The organism is Pseudomonas furukawaii, assembly GCF_002355475.1.
GTDB classification, from domain to species: Bacteria; Pseudomonadota; Gammaproteobacteria; order Pseudomonadales; family Pseudomonadaceae; genus Metapseudomonas; species Metapseudomonas furukawaii.
In genome coordinates this window covers 1,971,408-1,986,345 of the sequence record NZ_AP014862.1, presented here as the reverse complement: position 1 = coordinate 1,986,345, position 14,938 = coordinate 1,971,408, and the positions used below count along the sequence as shown (strand labels likewise).

Annotated in this window: 16 protein-coding genes; 8 read left to right on the top strand and 8 right to left on the bottom strand. The window is 66.7% G+C overall.

Annotation, left to right across the window (positions count from 1 at the left end):
• Nucleotides 1-121 precede the first annotated feature (121 nt).
• The 4 genes from KF707C_RS09225 (at nt 122) to KF707C_RS09210 (ending at nt 2,083) form a co-directional block, all read left to right on the top strand.
• Nucleotides 122-628: a hypothetical protein gene (locus tag KF707C_RS09225; RefSeq protein ID WP_051050790.1), complete on the top strand. Its 507-nt coding sequence runs from the start codon at nt 122-124 to the stop codon at nt 626-628.
• 258 nt (nt 629-886) lie between these two features.
• Nucleotides 887-1,096, top strand: a complete 210-nt coding sequence (locus tag KF707C_RS09220; protein WP_004422170.1) for a cold-shock protein — start codon at nt 887-889, stop codon at nt 1,094-1,096.
• Between the two features lie 79 nt (nt 1,097-1,175).
• Complete coding sequence (locus tag KF707C_RS09215; RefSeq protein ID WP_004422168.1) at nt 1,176-1,355, top strand: hypothetical protein; 180 nt, start codon at nt 1,176-1,178, stop codon at nt 1,353-1,355.
• A 173-nt stretch (nt 1,356-1,528) separates the two neighbouring features.
• Nucleotides 1,529-2,083 (top strand): hypothetical protein, encoded by a 555-nt coding sequence (locus KF707C_RS09210; RefSeq protein WP_004422165.1) that lies wholly within the window; start codon nt 1,529-1,531, stop codon nt 2,081-2,083.
• On the opposite strand, the gene KF707C_RS09205 is transcribed toward KF707C_RS09210, so the two are convergent.
• Complete coding sequence (locus KF707C_RS09205; protein ID WP_004422163.1) at nt 2,080-3,015, bottom strand: LysR substrate-binding domain-containing protein; 936 nt, start codon at nt 3,013-3,015, stop codon at nt 2,080-2,082. The two genes, KF707C_RS09210 and KF707C_RS09205, sit on opposite strands and share 4 nt — an antisense overlap.
• A 127-nt stretch (nt 3,016-3,142) precedes the next feature.
• Between KF707C_RS09205 and KF707C_RS09200 the strand changes: the two genes are divergently transcribed.
• Complete coding sequence (locus KF707C_RS09200; RefSeq protein ID WP_004422162.1) at nt 3,143-4,078, top strand: DMT family transporter; 936 nt, start codon at nt 3,143-3,145, stop codon at nt 4,076-4,078.
• A gap of 19 nt (nt 4,079-4,097) precedes the next feature.
• Here the strand turns inward: KF707C_RS09200 and KF707C_RS09195 are convergent, their stop codons facing one another.
• A complete protein-coding gene (locus tag KF707C_RS09195; protein ID WP_100244220.1) occupies nt 4,098-5,003 on the bottom strand; it encodes a c-type cytochrome domain-containing protein in 906 nt (301 codons plus the stop codon).
• Between the two features lie 285 nt (nt 5,004-5,288).
• Here KF707C_RS09195 and KF707C_RS09190 point away from each other — a divergent pair, with 285 nt between their 5' ends.
• Nucleotides 5,289-5,615, top strand: coding sequence for a hypothetical protein (locus tag KF707C_RS09190; protein WP_004422159.1), 327 nt, complete (start codon nt 5,289-5,291; stop codon nt 5,613-5,615).
• Between the two features lie 39 nt (nt 5,616-5,654).
• Here the strand turns inward: KF707C_RS09190 and KF707C_RS09185 are convergent, their stop codons facing one another.
• Together KF707C_RS09185 and KF707C_RS09180 are read right to left on the bottom strand one after the other, a co-directional pair.
• Nucleotides 5,655-5,915: a DUF3509 domain-containing protein gene (locus KF707C_RS09185; protein WP_004422157.1), complete on the bottom strand. Its 261-nt coding sequence runs from the start codon at nt 5,913-5,915 to the stop codon at nt 5,655-5,657.
• 256 nt (nt 5,916-6,171) lie between these two features.
• The gene (locus tag KF707C_RS09180; RefSeq protein WP_036994096.1) at nt 6,172-7,008 is read right to left on the bottom strand and encodes a CvfB family protein; all 837 of its coding nucleotides are present in this window, start codon (nt 7,006-7,008) and stop codon (nt 6,172-6,174) included.
• Nucleotides 7,009-7,273: 265 nt separating this feature from the next.
• Here KF707C_RS09180 and KF707C_RS09175 point away from each other — a divergent pair, with 265 nt between their 5' ends.
• On the top strand, nt 7,274-9,592 hold the full coding sequence (locus KF707C_RS09175; protein ID WP_004422153.1) for an LTA synthase family protein: 2,319 nt from the start codon (nt 7,274-7,276) through the stop codon (nt 9,590-9,592).
• 55 nt (nt 9,593-9,647) lie between these two features.
• On the opposite strand, the gene KF707C_RS09170 is transcribed toward KF707C_RS09175, so the two are convergent.
• Together KF707C_RS09170 and KF707C_RS09165 are read right to left on the bottom strand one after the other, a co-directional pair.
• The gene (locus KF707C_RS09170) at nt 9,648-10,940 is read right to left on the bottom strand and encodes a phospholipase C/P1 nuclease family protein (protein ID WP_004422151.1); all 1,293 of its coding nucleotides are present in this window, start codon (nt 10,938-10,940) and stop codon (nt 9,648-9,650) included.
• Nucleotides 10,941-11,097: 157 nt separating this feature from the next.
• Nucleotides 11,098-12,156 (bottom strand): HAD family hydrolase, encoded by a 1,059-nt coding sequence (locus KF707C_RS09165; RefSeq protein ID WP_004422150.1) that lies wholly within the window; start codon nt 12,154-12,156, stop codon nt 11,098-11,100.
• Nucleotides 12,157-12,367: 211 nt separating this feature from the next.
• On the opposite strand from KF707C_RS09165, the gene KF707C_RS09160 reads away from it, so the two are divergent.
• Complete coding sequence (locus tag KF707C_RS09160; RefSeq protein ID WP_004422148.1) at nt 12,368-13,345, top strand: zinc-dependent alcohol dehydrogenase family protein; 978 nt, start codon at nt 12,368-12,370, stop codon at nt 13,343-13,345.
• A gap of 60 nt (nt 13,346-13,405) precedes the next feature.
• On the opposite strand, the gene KF707C_RS29580 is transcribed toward KF707C_RS09160, so the two are convergent.
• Together KF707C_RS29580 and KF707C_RS09150 are read right to left on the bottom strand one after the other, a co-directional pair.
• Nucleotides 13,406-13,696 carry a DUF1294 domain-containing protein gene (locus KF707C_RS29580; protein WP_004422146.1) on the bottom strand — a complete coding sequence of 97 codons (291 nt, stop codon included), beginning with the start codon at nt 13,694-13,696 and terminating at the stop codon, nt 13,406-13,408.
• A 13-nt stretch (nt 13,697-13,709) separates the two neighbouring features.
• Nucleotides 13,710-14,846 (bottom strand): PQQ-dependent sugar dehydrogenase, encoded by a 1,137-nt coding sequence (locus KF707C_RS09150; RefSeq protein WP_004422145.1) that lies wholly within the window; start codon nt 14,844-14,846, stop codon nt 13,710-13,712.
• Between the last annotated feature and the right edge of the window lie 92 nt (nt 14,847-14,938).

Genomic DNA, 14,938 nt, shown 5'->3' with positions numbered 1-14,938 from the left:
AGCGGTCGCGACCGTTGTGCCTGGATTCGTAAAGCGCCCTGTCGGCCTTGACCAGCGCCTGGCTTGCGCTCTCGGCACTGCTATGTTTTTCGAGGTCACCACTCCTCCTGTGGACACCGCCATGACCCCGATTCCCGTTTCCTCGAAGGCACTTCCCCGCGCAGCGAATGCGCGCACTCTCGCCCTGCTGTCCGCGCTGCTCCTGGCACTCGCCGTCCCGGCCCAGGCCGAGAACGCCGAGGTGACACGGGGCCGTTACCTGATCCAGGTCTCCGGCTGCAACGATTGCCATACCTCCGGCTGGATGGAATCCGCCGGACAGATACCGGAGGACCGCTGGCTCACCGGCAGCCCGCTGGGCTGGCGGGGCCCCTGGGGCACCACCTACGCCTCCAACCTGAGGCTGGTGGCCCACAACCTGACGGAGGCACAGTGGCTGGAGCACGCCCGCCGGGAATGGCGACCGCCCATGCCCTGGTTCAACCTGCGGCGCATGGAGAACGACGACTTGCTGGCCATCTACCGTTTCATACGCCACCTGGGCGCCGCCGGGGAACTGGCGCCTGCGTACGTGCCACCGGACAAGACGCCGCCCATGCCGTTCGCCGTTTTCCCGGGCGTGGAGTGAACGCCGGCGGAACGCATGAAACGCCCGCCGCCGGGACGCTTGCGCCGCCGCCGGGCGTCGCCGAACTGACGACTGGCGAACAAAAGGTTAGGCATTCCTCGAAAGCACAGGTATTGTGTGGGGCGCTGTGATGCACGTGTTCCCGGGAAGCGGTCTGTCGAACAACGATCCCCACTTCATCGGTCGCCGATTAGCTGCACCCAGTGACAGGCTGGAACGTCCAGCCCAGCGATAACCAAGATTCCAGGAGACATTCCAATGTCCGAGCGCCAAACCGGCACCGTCAAGTGGTTCAACGATGAAAAGGGTTTCGGTTTCATTACCACCGATAACGGCCCGGATCTGTTCGTTCACTACCGTTCCATCCAGTCCAACGGCTTCAAGAGCCTGAAGGAAGGCCAGAAGGTCTCCTTCATCGCCGTGCAAGGCCAGAAGGGCATGCAGGCAGACGAAGTGCAAGTGATCTGATCACGAGCCGAAAAAGAACCGGCCTTCGGGCCGGTTTTTTTTTCAGCAGTGGCATTGCAGGACGAACAGAGATATCCAGATGCGCATCAAGACCTCCCACAGCAGCACCCCCAAACCGCCAGCCGCCAGCACCACCCGTGAGGACCTGGAGGCGCAGATCGCCGCCTTCCTCAAGAAGGGTGGCGAGATCCAGGAGATCGAGCGCGGCGTGAGCGCCCAGGTGGCGCCGAGCCGTCATATCCGCATCGGCAACAAGTAAGCCCTCCAGTGCCCGGGCAGGCATCGAACCTGCCGCCGGGCGCTTACCGATCAGCGGGCCGCGGCCGACGTCGGGTCCCACAGGTCTAGACTTCCCCAAGGCCCACTGCGGCCGCGAACCGGGGGAAAAAGGGCCGGCAGGGGGCCCGGCGACAGTCAGATGGGAGGCCTCCCATGCAGCGGCACTACTACATCAGCGACAACCTCAAGGACCTGGAACGGGTCGAGGACGAGCTCGAAGCCCTGGGCATCGACCACGAGCAGATCCATGTGCTCAGCAATCGCGATGCCGAGGTCGGGCGCTACCACCTTCACGATGTCTCCTCCTTCGGCAAACGCGATCTGCTGCATCCGAGCCTGGTGGGCGTCGGCATTGGCCTGGCGCTGGCATCAACCGTGATCCTGGTGGCCTGGCTCGCGGGCTGGACCGGCACCGTCGCGGGCTGGGTGCCTTTCATCTTCCTCGCCGTAGCCTTGTTCGGTTTCTGCACCTGGGAAGGCAGCCTGTTCGGCCTGCAGACTCCAAGCGCGGTGGTCAGGCGCTTCAAGCCCACCCTGGACGCCGGCAAGCATGTTTTCTTCGTGGATGTGAAACCGGCCCAGGAAACCCTCCTTGCGCGGGTCGTCAGCCACCACCCGCTGCTGCGGACGGCCGGCACCGGACAGGCCACCCCGGACTGGGCCGAAAGCCTGCAGCATCGCCTGCATCAGTGGCGCAAGCTGATCTAGCGCGGCCCCTGACCCGGCGTTCCGGAGACGCTGGCCCGCGCCTCGGCCAGCAGCCAGTCGATCAACCGACGCACCTTTTCCGCCGGCGGCGACCTGCGGCTCCAGGCCAGGCGATAGGACCAGGGGGTCGCCAGCCGGCAGCTCTCGCCGAAGGGCAGTACCAGGCGGCCATTGGCGATGTCGTCCGTGGCCAGGGCGGTTGAGCCCAGGGCGAAGCCCTGCCCACTCACGGCGCCCTGGATGGCATGACCGATCAGGCCGAAGCGCATGCCGCCCTTCACCGGCCCCGGCTCACCCACATAGCGGGCGAACCAGTCTTCCCAACTGGGCAGATGCAGATTGGCGGTGTTTCGCCAGTGCGTATGGATCAGCCGCGCCCGCAGCAGGTCGCGGGGCTCGCGGACGGCTCCGTACTGCTCCAGGTAGGCCGGACTGCAGACCGGGAAGAACGCCTCATGGAACAGCAGCTCGCTGGCGGGCATGGGTGTGTCGTCGGTGGTGAAGCGGATGGCCAGGGTGGCCTCGCCCCGCTCGAGGTCCACCAGTTGCTCGGTGGCCTCCAGGCTGAGGGTGATGTCCGGGTTCTCGGCGGAGAACTGGTTGAGTCGGCGCATCAGCCAGTGACTGGCGATGGAAGGGGCGCAGGTGATGTGGATAGGGCCTTCGTCCTGGCCACGCAGTTCATCGGCGCCCCGCGCCAGCAGCTCGAAGGCCTGGGCAACGGTCGCGGCCAGGCGACGGCCATTGTCGTTGAGGCTCACCGTATTGCGCGTGCGGTCGAACAGGCTCACCCCCAGCTCCTCCTCCAGCAGGCGGATCTGCCGACTGACCGCACCGGGCGTCACCGAGAGCTCCTGGGCGGCGTCGGTGAAGTTGCGGCTGCGGGCGGCGACCTCGAAGGTGCGCAAGGCGATCAGGGAAGGAAGGCGCATGGGGTGATTGCTTTGAGTCAAAGTCAAAGCATGATGACAAATCATCGTTTGAATGCAAGGCAGCGGAAGACCATCCTGCCGTCATTCGGGGCCCTGCTGCGGCCCCCCTGCCTTGCGAGTCGATCCGATGAAACCCTCACGCCTGCCCCTGGACTGGTTCGCCTGCGGACTGATGTTCGTCCTCTGCATCTGCTGGGGCTTCCAGCAGGTCGCCATCAAACTGACCCTCGAGGACGTGCCCTCCATCCTGCAACTGGCCATCCGCTCCGGCGGCGCGGCCCTGGTGCTCGGGGTCCTGGTGCTCTGGCGCGAAGGCCGGGGCGCCTTCAGCGACGGCACCCTGCTCCCGGGGCTCACGGTGGGCGCGCTGTTCGGACTGGAATTCCTGTTCATTGCCGAGGCGCTGAACCACACCAGCGCCGCCCATGTATCGGTGTTCCTCTACACCGCGCCGATCTTCGCCGCCCTGGGCCTCCACCTCATGCTGGCGGAGGAACGCCTATCACCGTTGCAGTGGCTGGGCGTGCTGGTGGCTTTCGGCGGCATCGCCTCGGCCTTTCTCGGCAAGGGCGCCGGCCATTCGGGCAGCGGCCTGCTGGGCGACAGCTACGCCATCCTCGGCGCCCTGGCCTGGGGTGCCACCACCCTGGTGATCCGCGGCTCCTCGCTGTCGGATGCCAACCCGGTAAAGACCCTTTTCTATCAACTGGCCGGCGCCGCCGTGCTGCTCTCGGCCACCGCCATCATCAGCGGCCGTACCGAGATGGAACTCACCCAGCGCGCGCTCGTCAGCCTCGGCTTCCAGACCCTGGTCATCGCCCTGGTGAGCTACCTCGGCTGGTTCTGGCTGCTGCGGCGCTACCTCGCATCACGGCTGTCGGTGCTGTCCTTCATGACGCCGCTGTTCGGCATCACCTTCGGCGTACTGATTCTGGGCGAGCGCATCGAATCGTCCTTCGCCATCGGCGCGGCACTGGTGATCGCCGGCATCCTGCTGGTCAGCGGCGCGGAAATGTTGCGCGGCCGCCAGCAGCGCAAGGCCCTGGAGGCGTCCGAGGCATGAACGCCGCCTGGGGAGTCCATCAGCGCCGGCGGATGCGTTCCACCAGCACTCGCCCCTCGCCGTCCAGCCGCCCTCGCACCTCCACGTAGTCGCCCTCACGCGGCGACTTGTCGATCCGGGTACCCGGTCCCACCACCAGGGGGAGGGAATCCAGGGTCCAGCCGGGTCCCAGCACGCCCTGCAGGCGCACCTTGGAACCGGCCAGGCTAGGTGCTGCCCGGCCCTCGGCATCCAGGGCGCCCTGGTCGATCCAGTCCACGATCAGCTGGATCTCCTCCTCGTTCAGGAACGGAGGACCGTCGAAAGGCATCTGCGGCCGGGACTGGCCGCGAATGCGCCGCACCAGTTCACTGGCGGCCGAGCGCCCGGGCACGACCCGCAGCCGCTCGTCCCGGTCGAAGACGCCGGCGTAGCTGTTCAGCAACAATCCCTCGGGCGCCGAGCCCATCAGACCATTGGCCGAATGGCATTTCACGCATCGACTGGCGAAGATCGGCGCCACATGGGCGTAGGTGACAGGCTGGCCCGCCGACGGGCGTTGCAGCGGTGCGGGCGCGAGCTTCGCCGAGGCGGATTGATCGCCCGGCTTGAGGCCGCCGCTGATCCAGGCCTCGAACAGGGCGATTTCCTCGTCGCCGAGAAAGGGCGGTCCGGTCATGGGCATGCGTGGCTGGCTGATGCCCCTGAGGCGCCGGACCAGCTCGCTGCCAGCGGGGTCGCCACGCTTGACCACCTCGCGGTTGGCGCTGCCCTTGAGCAACTCGTCCAGGCTGGTGAGGCGCAGCCCCAGGGGCGCGGCTTCGCCGCTGTGGCACATCACGCAGCGGGCCTGGAGGATGGGACGAATGTCGTCGAAACTCACCTCCTGCGCCGACGCCACGCCCGCCGCCAGCAGGATGCCCAGCATGGCTCCCTTCGCGCCCATCGACTCGCCCCTCCCCTCCCGACCTGGTTCAGGCAAGCCTAGTGAACGCCGACGGATCACGCTGGCCGTTGAACCCCCGAGGGATCCACCGGTCAGTTCTATCGAGGCCGGCGGTCGCCGGCCCAAGGCCTCGGGTTCCTTACAGTCGCCGCTGTGGAACCCGGGGCTTTTTCCTGAGCGCCCGCCTGGAAATGTCCGCATACAGATTCGTCCGGCTGGCAGGTTTCTTCGGCGATCGCTGTAGGCAATCATGGCCGCCGCTCAACGCAACTGGAGAATCACCCCATGAAACCCGCCCCCCGCCTGACCGCCCTGCTGCTCGGCGCCGGCCTGCTGGCCAGCCTCACCGGCTGCGAAATGGCCGAGGAATCAGCCAACAAGCTGGCGGAAAAAGCCGAAGCGGCCGCCCAGGAAATCGCCCGGGAAGCCATTGGCGAAGCGGTCAATGAATTGAACAAGCAGGTGGACGACGTCCAGGCCTCCGCGCGCGAGCTGCTGGGAGAGCCGGAGAAGAAGGAGAAGGCCGCTGAGGATACGCCTCGCGATCCGGCGAACCGGGATGATCGCCAGGGCGGTGAAGCCATGATGCCGGAAGGCGGCGTCGAGACCTGAGCCGCAACCGGGCCGCGCCCCTGGCGCGGCCCCTCCGCCTCAGGCGCGCAGGTAACGCGGCAGCGGCCTGCCGTGCAGTACTTTCAGGGATTCCACCGGCGGCACCTCCCCATACTCCAGCGCCAGGTCGCGGCGTAAGGTGCTGATCAGCCAGTCCAGTTGCGCCGACGCCCCCACGACCCGCTGGAACGAGCGCTCCTCCCGTTGCAGCGTCAACACGAAGCCACCGTCGGGCCTGGCCTTGGTGCTCAGCTCGTAATCCGGAAAGGCCTTGGTCAGTGTGTCGAAATCCAGATCCATGTCTTCTCTCCCAGAAATCAGAATTGCTCCTGCACCCCATTGAAGCGTGCATGCGGGCGGTTCGACACCTGAAACCCCAAATAAATCAGTCGCTTGCAAATTATTTACACACTTTTTCCCATGCATTGCGCACGATCCGGTATCGACCCAGCGTGCAATTTGCACAGGCCATGGAATGCAAAACCCCCGACGGGAGTCGCCTCCGCAGCCGGGGGTTGCCAGTGAAGGCCCAGTAATTCCGGGCCGGCGGGTCGGTTCAGAGCAGCTCGATTCGATCCTCCTCGATGCGGATCAGCCCCTGCTTGAAAAGGCCACCAATGGCCTTCTTGAAATTGCCCTTGCTCACGCCGAAGCGCTGGCTGATGAGTTCAGGGGGACTCTTGTCGGAGAGGTGCAGCACGCCTCCCTCCGCCTTCAGCGCGGCGATGATCTGCTCGCCCAGCCCGGCCACCGCCTGCTGGCCGACCGGCTGCAGGCTCAGGCTGATCTTGCCGTCGGGGCGGATCTCCTTGATGAAGCCCTGCTCGCGCATGCCGTTGCGAACGAACTTGAACACCTCGTTCTTGTGGATGAGGCCCCAGTGCTGGCCCTCGATGATCGCCTTGTAGCCGAGGTCGGTACGCTCCACCACCAGCAGGTCCACCGCCTGGCCGGGGGCATAGCGCGGCGGTACCTGGTCCAGGTAGCGGTCCAGGCGGGCCGTCGCGGTGATCCGGCGGGTGCGCTTGTCGAGGTAGACGTGAACGACGCAGTAGTCGCCCACCTGCAGCGGGCGCTTCTCTTCCGAGTGGGGCAGCAGGAGGTCCTTGGGCAGGCCCCAGTCGAGGAACAGGCCGACACGGTTGATCTCCACCACCTTCAGGCTGGCGAAGCCGCCCACCTGCACCTTGGGCTTCTGCGTGGTCGCGATCAGGCGGTCCTCGCTGTCCAGGTAGACGAAGACGTTGAGCCAGTCCCCCGGTTCCACGGGCTGGTCCTTGGGGACATAGCGCCGGGGTAGCAGGATCTCGCCATCCGCGCCGCCATCCAGGTAGAGACCGAAGTCGGTGTGCTTGGTCACCTGCAGTGAATTGAAACGCCCGATAAGAGCCATGTTCGCGACCTCTGGAAATCGAGGCGGCATTCTACCTGCTGCCCGCGTCCAGGCGTGAGCGCCCCGGACACCTCGCCTTCAGTGCCCGGAATCGTCCGATCATCGTCGGACGACCAGCCTGGGAACACCCTGAATTTTCACTCTGCAAAACTGTCCACTGGTAGCTAGCACGACGATGTTTCAGAATCATGGCGTCGTCACCCCGATTCCCCATGCATTCCGGCATCACCCGACGGATTCTCGCTGCCCTATCTCAGGAGTTCCTGTGCGCCCCATCAGCCGCTGGCTGCCGCAATCCCTTTCGCTCGCCACCCTGGGCACGCTGTTCCTGGTGATCCCCGTGGCCAGTCGCTACGCCCTGGGCTGGTCCAACCCCTTCGGCTACCTGTCGGATCTCGCCATCGGCGGCTTCCTGCTGGTGCTGCTCCATGGCCGCTCACTGCTGCTGGCCCTGCCGCTGATGCTGCTCTGGTGCCTGATGGTCCTCGGCAATGCCGAGCTGGTGGGCGCCGTGGGACGGATGCCGGAACCCGGCGACCTCAAGTACCTGCTGGACCCGCAATTCATCAGCCACTCCACCCAGGGCGGCGGCCTGACCCACCCCATCCTCGCCCTGGCCCTGGGCGCGGCGGTGCTGGCCTCCCTGCTTTGCTGGCGACGCCGCCAGCGCCCGCTGTCATGGAAATGGTTCGCCGCCCCCACCGCCCTGCTGGCCGGCCACATGACCCTGCAATCCACCCACCCCAGCGAGGCCGATCAGTGGCAGCAGTTCAACCTGCCCCACAAGCTGATGGCCAGCGCGGCCAACGGCGGCCAACTGGCCCTGGAGGACTGGCTTGACGGCGACCAGCCGGAAGCGCCGCCGGACATCGCCGGCCTGGCGCGGCTGGACCTGGAGGGCACCTCGCTGCTGGCCGGTCCGGGCCGCGCGCGCAATGTGCTGGTGATCACCCTCGAAGGCATACCCGGCGCCTACATCGCCGCCAACCGCGCCGCGATCAACAGCCGCTACCAGGACGCCCTCATGCCCCGGCTCAGCAGCTGGGCCGAGCGCGCCATGACCACGCCGGACTACGTGCTCCACAGCCACCAGACCATTCGCGGCCTCTACGCCATGCTCTGCGGCGATTACAGCAAGCTGGACTCCGGCACGCCGAAGGGCCTGGAGCTGCTGAACAACCCCGCCCGGGCCAAGGCCTGCCTGCCCTCGCAGCTGCGCCAGCACGGCTTCAGCACCCATTTCCTCCAGGGTGCCGGACTGCGCTTCATGGCCAAGGACAAGGTCATGCCGCAGATGGGCTTCGACAAGACGCTCGGCCGCGACTGGTTTCGCAACAAGGCCTACCTGGAGTTTCCCTGGGGCATGGACGACAGGGCCTTCTTCGAAGGCGCCCTCGGCTACGTGAAGCAACTGCGCCGGCAGAAGAAGCCCTGGATGCTGACCCTGCTCACCGTCGGCACCCACCAGCCCTACTCCGCCCCCCAGGACTACCTAGCCCGCTACCCGGACGCCAAGAAGGCCGCCATCGCCTACCTCGACGATGCGGTGGACGCCTTCCTCACCGACCTGGAAAAGCAGGGCGTGTTGAAGGACACCCTGGTGATAGTCACCTCCGACGAGTCCCACGGCATCGAGAACGTGCGCCTCGCCTCGGCCTGGGGCTTCAACCTGGTGCTGGCGCCCGAACAGGCCGCGCTGCCGCCGATCAAGGGGGGCGTCTACGGGCACGTCGACCTGACCGCCTCGATCCTCGATTACTTCGGCTACCGGGTTCCGCAGAACCTGGCGGGACGCTCGCTGTTCCGCGACTACGAGAACGGCCGCGAGATGATCTCCTACACCAACGGCAAACTGCGCTACCACGACGGCAAGGAGCAGTTCACCGAGTGTGACTTCCGCCAGGTCTGCCGGCGCTACCAGAGCGACGGGTTCATCGCCGATGAAGCCCGCTACCTGGGCAGCTACGGTGGCAAGCAGGCCCGTCTGGTGTCGCAACGGGCGGCGTTGCTGGACCAGTCCCTGCTGGGTGGCAACCCGGGCCAGGAGTACCAGTTCGCGACTCGCGAGCGCATCCGTTTGAAAGAGAAGGCGCGGGATGACTGGGCCGACAACCTGATCGGCGCCCAGTACATGGAGCTTCCGAAGAACAGCCGCACCCGCGTGGAAATGACCATCAAGGTGGTGCAGATGGATCGCAAGGGCGCCGAGCTGCGGCTCAAGGCCAAGGAGTTCGAACGCGATGTGGCCCTGCCCATCCCCGACTTCCCGCCGTTGAAGCCGGGCAAGCCGCTGACGGTGAGCTTCGCCTTCGACAACCCCGAGGCACGCAAGGCCTTCTCCTTCCACCTCCTGGCGGAGGGTCGCGGTGTCATCCAGATTAACGATTTCCGCGTCACCACCGAGCAACTGCCGGAGCCCGCGGTCGCCGTGGACGACCGGGGCCAGGTGGCGCAGAAAGGCCCGCTGTCCCCCCTCACCAGCCTGTTCGGGCTGATGGCCCGTCCCGAGGCGGAACTGGAAGTGCCCGTGGAAGACACCGCCCTGCCCGAGAACACCGAGCTGCGCGTACGGCAGTATCACTGAGCCGCAGCCCTGCGGGAGCGAGGTCGCGAAGCGGGGCCGGTTCGCGACCTCGCCGCTAGGGCAGGGTCGCCCGCGCGGCGTTACGGCTGTGGGCACCGAAGTGGCGGATCAACCGCACCAGCACCTGGTTCAGCTGCCCGTCCTCGGGCAATGGCGCCAAGGTGTTGCCCTGGCTGAAACCTTGCCGAACCTGTGCTCCCGCCAGCCAGTGAGCGATGCGGGCGTCGAAATCATCCGCGAAGTCGTAGGACTCCCGGGACACCACCGCCCGCAACGAATCCTCATCGAAGGCCGGGTAATCCCCATCCGTGCGGCTGTCGGCATAGGCGCGCAGCAGCGGGCTGTCCTGGCCCCCCTCATGCAGCAGCCTGCGCAGCCAGTCGGCCTGATACCGCTCCACCTCGGTGTGCCGGTTGGCGATCCGCTCGATGGCCGCTCGCTTGTCCGCGTCCAGGCCCACCGCCGCCTTCAACGCGATCCAGATCAGCCGGCCCGTGCCCTGTCCCGGCATCGCCTTGGCGTGATAGGGCTGGGTCAGGTCCTGGATGTAATGCAGGCCCCAGCCGAGAAAGCGGTAGCCCCAGTAGGGATGGCCGGTCTCGAACGCGAAACGCGCCAGCCCCAGGTACTGGTAGACGCGCATCTCCGGGTAGGTCCTGGCGAGGAAGGGCGCGGACCGGTAGATGACCTCGTCCTCGTGGTAGTAGCCGATGTGGAAGGGTGCCTGGGAGGAGTACTCGAACCGCGCATCGCCGAAGGGCTGTCGGCCGAAGTCATAGCGACGCCCCACGTCGCCCGGGTTATCGCTGAACAGGTTGATGTCGTGGCCGTAATCCGGCTCGTCGGCAGCGCTGGCCACCACCGCCAGGGCCGGCACGCTGTCACCCGGCGACACCTGGTAGAAGCGCCATTCGCGCCAGATGTCGAGCTTGCGGAACACCAGCACCTGGCTGGCGTCCAGGAGACGGTGCGCGCTCCAGTCCGTGCCGGGAAGGCCCTGGACGAAATAGGCCAGCCTGATCTCAGGGTTCACCCGCAGCGCCATCAGGAACCTGCGGCGGGGATCACCCTGATGGGTGGGAACGAAGCGCAGGTCATCCGGGCGCGCCGGATAGCCGGCGAGGTTCTCGCGGAAGAACTCCTCCTGCTCGTCCAGCAATTGCTCGATGGCCACGCCTTCCTCGGCCAGGAAGGATTCCAGGCTCTCCACCTCCACCGCTGACGCATCCCTGATTTCCGGCATGGCCCCCAACGCCAGGACCGTACCCAGGGCATGGTTGGACCAGGCCAGCGCCGCGTGCGGCAGGCAGGCGAGGCTCAGGCTGAGGACGAGGGCCAGGTACTTCATCCAATGCTCCATGACGGGACTCCAGCGGGGCCCGGCAGGGTAGCAGCGGAGGGGCGCGACTTCAGCGTCCGACGAGGACAGCCGGACTCACCGATCGAGCCGTCGCCCCTCCGGTGCCCGCCGGCTTCCGCCGGACGGGCAGGCGATCAGGGGGCCGTTACTGGATGTCCTCCGGCAGCACCACGATCCAGTTCTTGTCCGCCGTCACCGGCAACCCCTGCTTCGCCTGGGCGTCGGCATGGGTCTTCTGCATGGTGCTGATCTGGTCCAGGTACTTGGCCTTGCGGTTGATCCAGACGTTGATGCCGCCCTTGGACACATCGGTGCCGTGGAACATCATGTAGCCGTCGCTGATGGGGGTGTCGCCCGCCGCCAGGATCGGCTTCTTCCACTCGTCGATGTAGGTGAGGATGGCCGCGTACTTGCCGGACATCCAGGTAGCCGGGGTCCAGAGGTAGGGCGTCAGCTCCAGGTCGAGGTTGGCCTTCTCGTCATAGTGGCCGTCGGTGATCTGCTTGCGGCTGGTGGTGACTGCGCCGGTCTTGCGGTCCTTCAGCAAGGTGGTGACGCCGATGACGTTCTCCGGCTTCACGTTGTAGCCGTACCTGGGGTCGGACGCGACCATGCGCACCAGCTCTTCCAGGGCGGCGGTGATGATGTAGACCTCGATGCCGTTCTCCTGGAGCTTGTTCATCAGCTCCTTCTGGCCGGTGAAGATCTTCGGCGGGTTGATCTCGATGGTCTTCACCTCGTCACCTTCGTAGTAGGTGGCGGGAACCGGCTTGCCATAGGCCATCAGCTCATCCACGTAGCCCTTGAGCTCGCGCAGGGTGAAGCCGGAAAACACCTGGGCCACCCAGGGGTAGCAGACCAGGTCGTCCACTTCGCAGAGGCGGTAGTAGTAGCTGTTCAGGCTTTCCTTGTGACCATTGACGTCCTTGAACGGGATCAGCTTCAGCGAGGGGTCCAGCTTCTCGCGGGTCAGCACGCCCTTCATCTCCAGGAAGGGCAGCAGCGACTCCTCCAGGTCGTAGCGGTAACTGGTGTTGTCCATGTCGAAGACCGCGTAGTTGCCCTGGTTGGCATGCTTGGCGATCAGCGCATCCAGTTGCTTCGCGGCCGGCTCCGGCCAGTGCTTCAGTTCGGTGGCGGCCTGGGCGGCGCTGGCCAACCCCAGGCACAGCAATGCGGACATCAGTGTCTTGGCGATCTTCATCTTCTTTTTCCTTGGATGGGTGTCATGAGGAAGCCCCGAATCCAGCTTCCCGAGCGAACCTAGCAAAGCCTCCGCCCACGACCGCCCCGGGAGCGACCTCGGGCATCCAGATCGCGTCACGGGATCAGTCCCGGGAATGGCGAGCGATTCAGTGGCCGGCGGCCATCCGGAGCTAGACTCAGATCCCCCAGGAATCGCCAGGAGAAACCTCATGCTCAAAGCCGAATACCAGGCCCGTGGCCCGGTGCCCCAGGACGTCATCGACGCGGTGCCGCTCGAACTGCCCCCCATCACCGCCGGCCAGGCGCTGGTGAGGGTGCTGGCGGCGCCCATCAATCCGTCCGACGTGCTCACCCTCACCGGCGAGTACGGCATGCTGCCGCCGCTGCCCGCCATCGGCGGCAACGAGGGTGTGGGCGAGGTGCTGGAAGTGGCGGCCGACGTCACCGGCCTCGAGCCCGGCCAGACCGTGCTGCTGCCGGTGGGATGCGGCACCTGGCGTACCCACCTGATCGCCGAGGCCCAGCAGTTGATACCCCTGCCCAGCGCCGATCCGAAGCAATTGGCGATGCTCACCGTCAACCCGCCCACCGCGTACCTGATGCTGCGGGAGTTCGTCGACCTGCAGCCGGGGGACTGGGTCATCCAGAACGCGGCGAATTCCGGGGTGGGCAGCTACCTCATCCAGCTGGCGAAGATCCGTGGCCTGAAGACCCTCAATGTGGTGCGCCGTGAGTCAGCCGTCGCGGCGGTCGAAGCCGAAGGCGGCGATCGGGTGCTGGTGGACGGCCCCGACCTGCCCAGGCGGGTGCGCGAGGCCACCGGCGGCGCACCGGTGAAGCTGGGCATAGACGCCGTGGGCGGCGCCTCCACCGATCACCTGGCGGCCTGCCTGAGCGAGGGCGGCGTGCTGGTGAACTACGGCCGCATGAGCGGCGAGCCGTGCCAGGTGGGCGTCAGTTCCCTGGTGTTCCGCGATGTCACCCTGAAAGGTTTCTGGCTGGCCCGCTGGTTCCGCCAGGCCAGCCCGCAGCAGCAGAAGCAACTGTTCGGCGAACTGATCCAACTGATCGCCAGCGGCCAGCTCAAGGCCCGCATCGCCGCGACCTACGACATCAGCCAGATCAAGGACGCCGTGGCGGCGGCCGCAGCGGGCGCACGGGACGGGAAAATCCTGCTGGTGCCCTGATCGACCCGGGCCGGCTAAGCCCCGGGGCCTGGCGATCGGCCTTGCACCTCGGCCCCAACCTCAGCCGCTGGCCAGCCAGTAACCCAGCGCGCCGAGGTGCAGGGCCACGATCAGCCAGAACTTCAGCTGGTAGGCGGGCTTGCGGTTCTTGTGGCGGATCAGTCGCTGGGCCAGCAGGCCGCCCGGCCAGCCCCCCAGCAGTTCCAGCAGGTGCAGGCGCGCTTCGGGAATGCGCCGCCGGCCGGCGACGGCCAGGCGCTTGTCCCACCCGTAGCAGGCGAAGCACAGGAGACTCATGACCAGATACAGGACCAACAGGACCTGGGCCGGCCAGGGGATCGCGATGGACACGGGTGGCGACTCCTTACTTCGGATCCAGGCCCACCCGCAGCAGGCGGCCGTCGCCCGCGTCGGTGAGCAGGTAGAGGTAACCATCCGGCCCCTGGCGCACATCGCGGATACGCGTGTCCAGGTCCTCCAGCAGGCGTTCCTCGTGGACCACCTTGTCGCCGTCCAGTTGCAGGCGAATCAGTTGCCGCTGGGCCAGGGCGCCGATGAACAGGCTGTGACGCCACGCGGGGAAGCGCTCCGCGTCGTAGAAGGCCATGCCGCTGATGGCCGGGGAACGCTCCCAGACGTACAGCGGCGGCTCGGTACCGGGCACCGTCTCGCCCTCGGCTTCGGGAATCGGCAACAGCGTGTAGTTGATGCCGTGGGTCGCCCGTGGCCAGCCATAGTTGCGGCCCGCCCGGGGGATGTTCACCTCGTCGCCGCCACGGGGGCCATGCTCGTGGGTCCAGAGCGCGCCGGTCCAGGGATTGAGGGCCGCACCCTGCTGGTTGCGGTGGCCATAGGACCAGATTTCCGGGCGGGCGCCGGCCTGGCCGACGAAGGGGTTGTCCCCTGGCACCCGGCCATCGGGGAACAGGCGGACCACCTTGCCCTGCAGCTTGTCCAGGTCCTGGGCGGTGGGTCGCTGGTTGTTTTCCCCCAGGGCGACGAATAGAAAGCCGTCGCGATCGAACACCAGCCGCGAGCCGAAATGCAGGCCGCTGGAGAGCTTCGGCGCCTGGCGGAAGATCACCTCGAAGCCTTCGAGCCGGGCGCCATCCGCGGACAGCGTGCCGCGCCCCACGGCGGTGCCGGCCAGGCCGCCTTCATCCCCGGCCTCGGCGTAGGAGAGGTAGACCCGACGGTCCTTGTCGAAGTCTGGCGACAGGGCGAGGTCCAGCAACCCGCCCTGCCCCTGGGCGAAGACCCGGGGAACACCGGAGATCGGCGAGGACAGCCTTCCATCGGTGGTCACCAGGCGCAGGCGGCCGGGCCGCTCGGTCACCAGCATCCGGCCATCGGGGAGAAAGGCCAGCGCCCAGGGATACTCCAGCCCCGACGCCACCACCTCGGTGGTGAGGGTACCGAGTTCGCTGGGGTGTTCGTCCGGCGCCGCCTGGACCAGGCCAGTCATCAGGGCCAGCAGGCCCAGCCAGAGGGTTCTCGACATATGCGCTCCCGGGTTGTCCGCAGAATCGACCGGACCGATTGTGCATCAGCCCGGTGGCGGCGCCGACGCCCAACCTTTGCCGCAGATGTCGG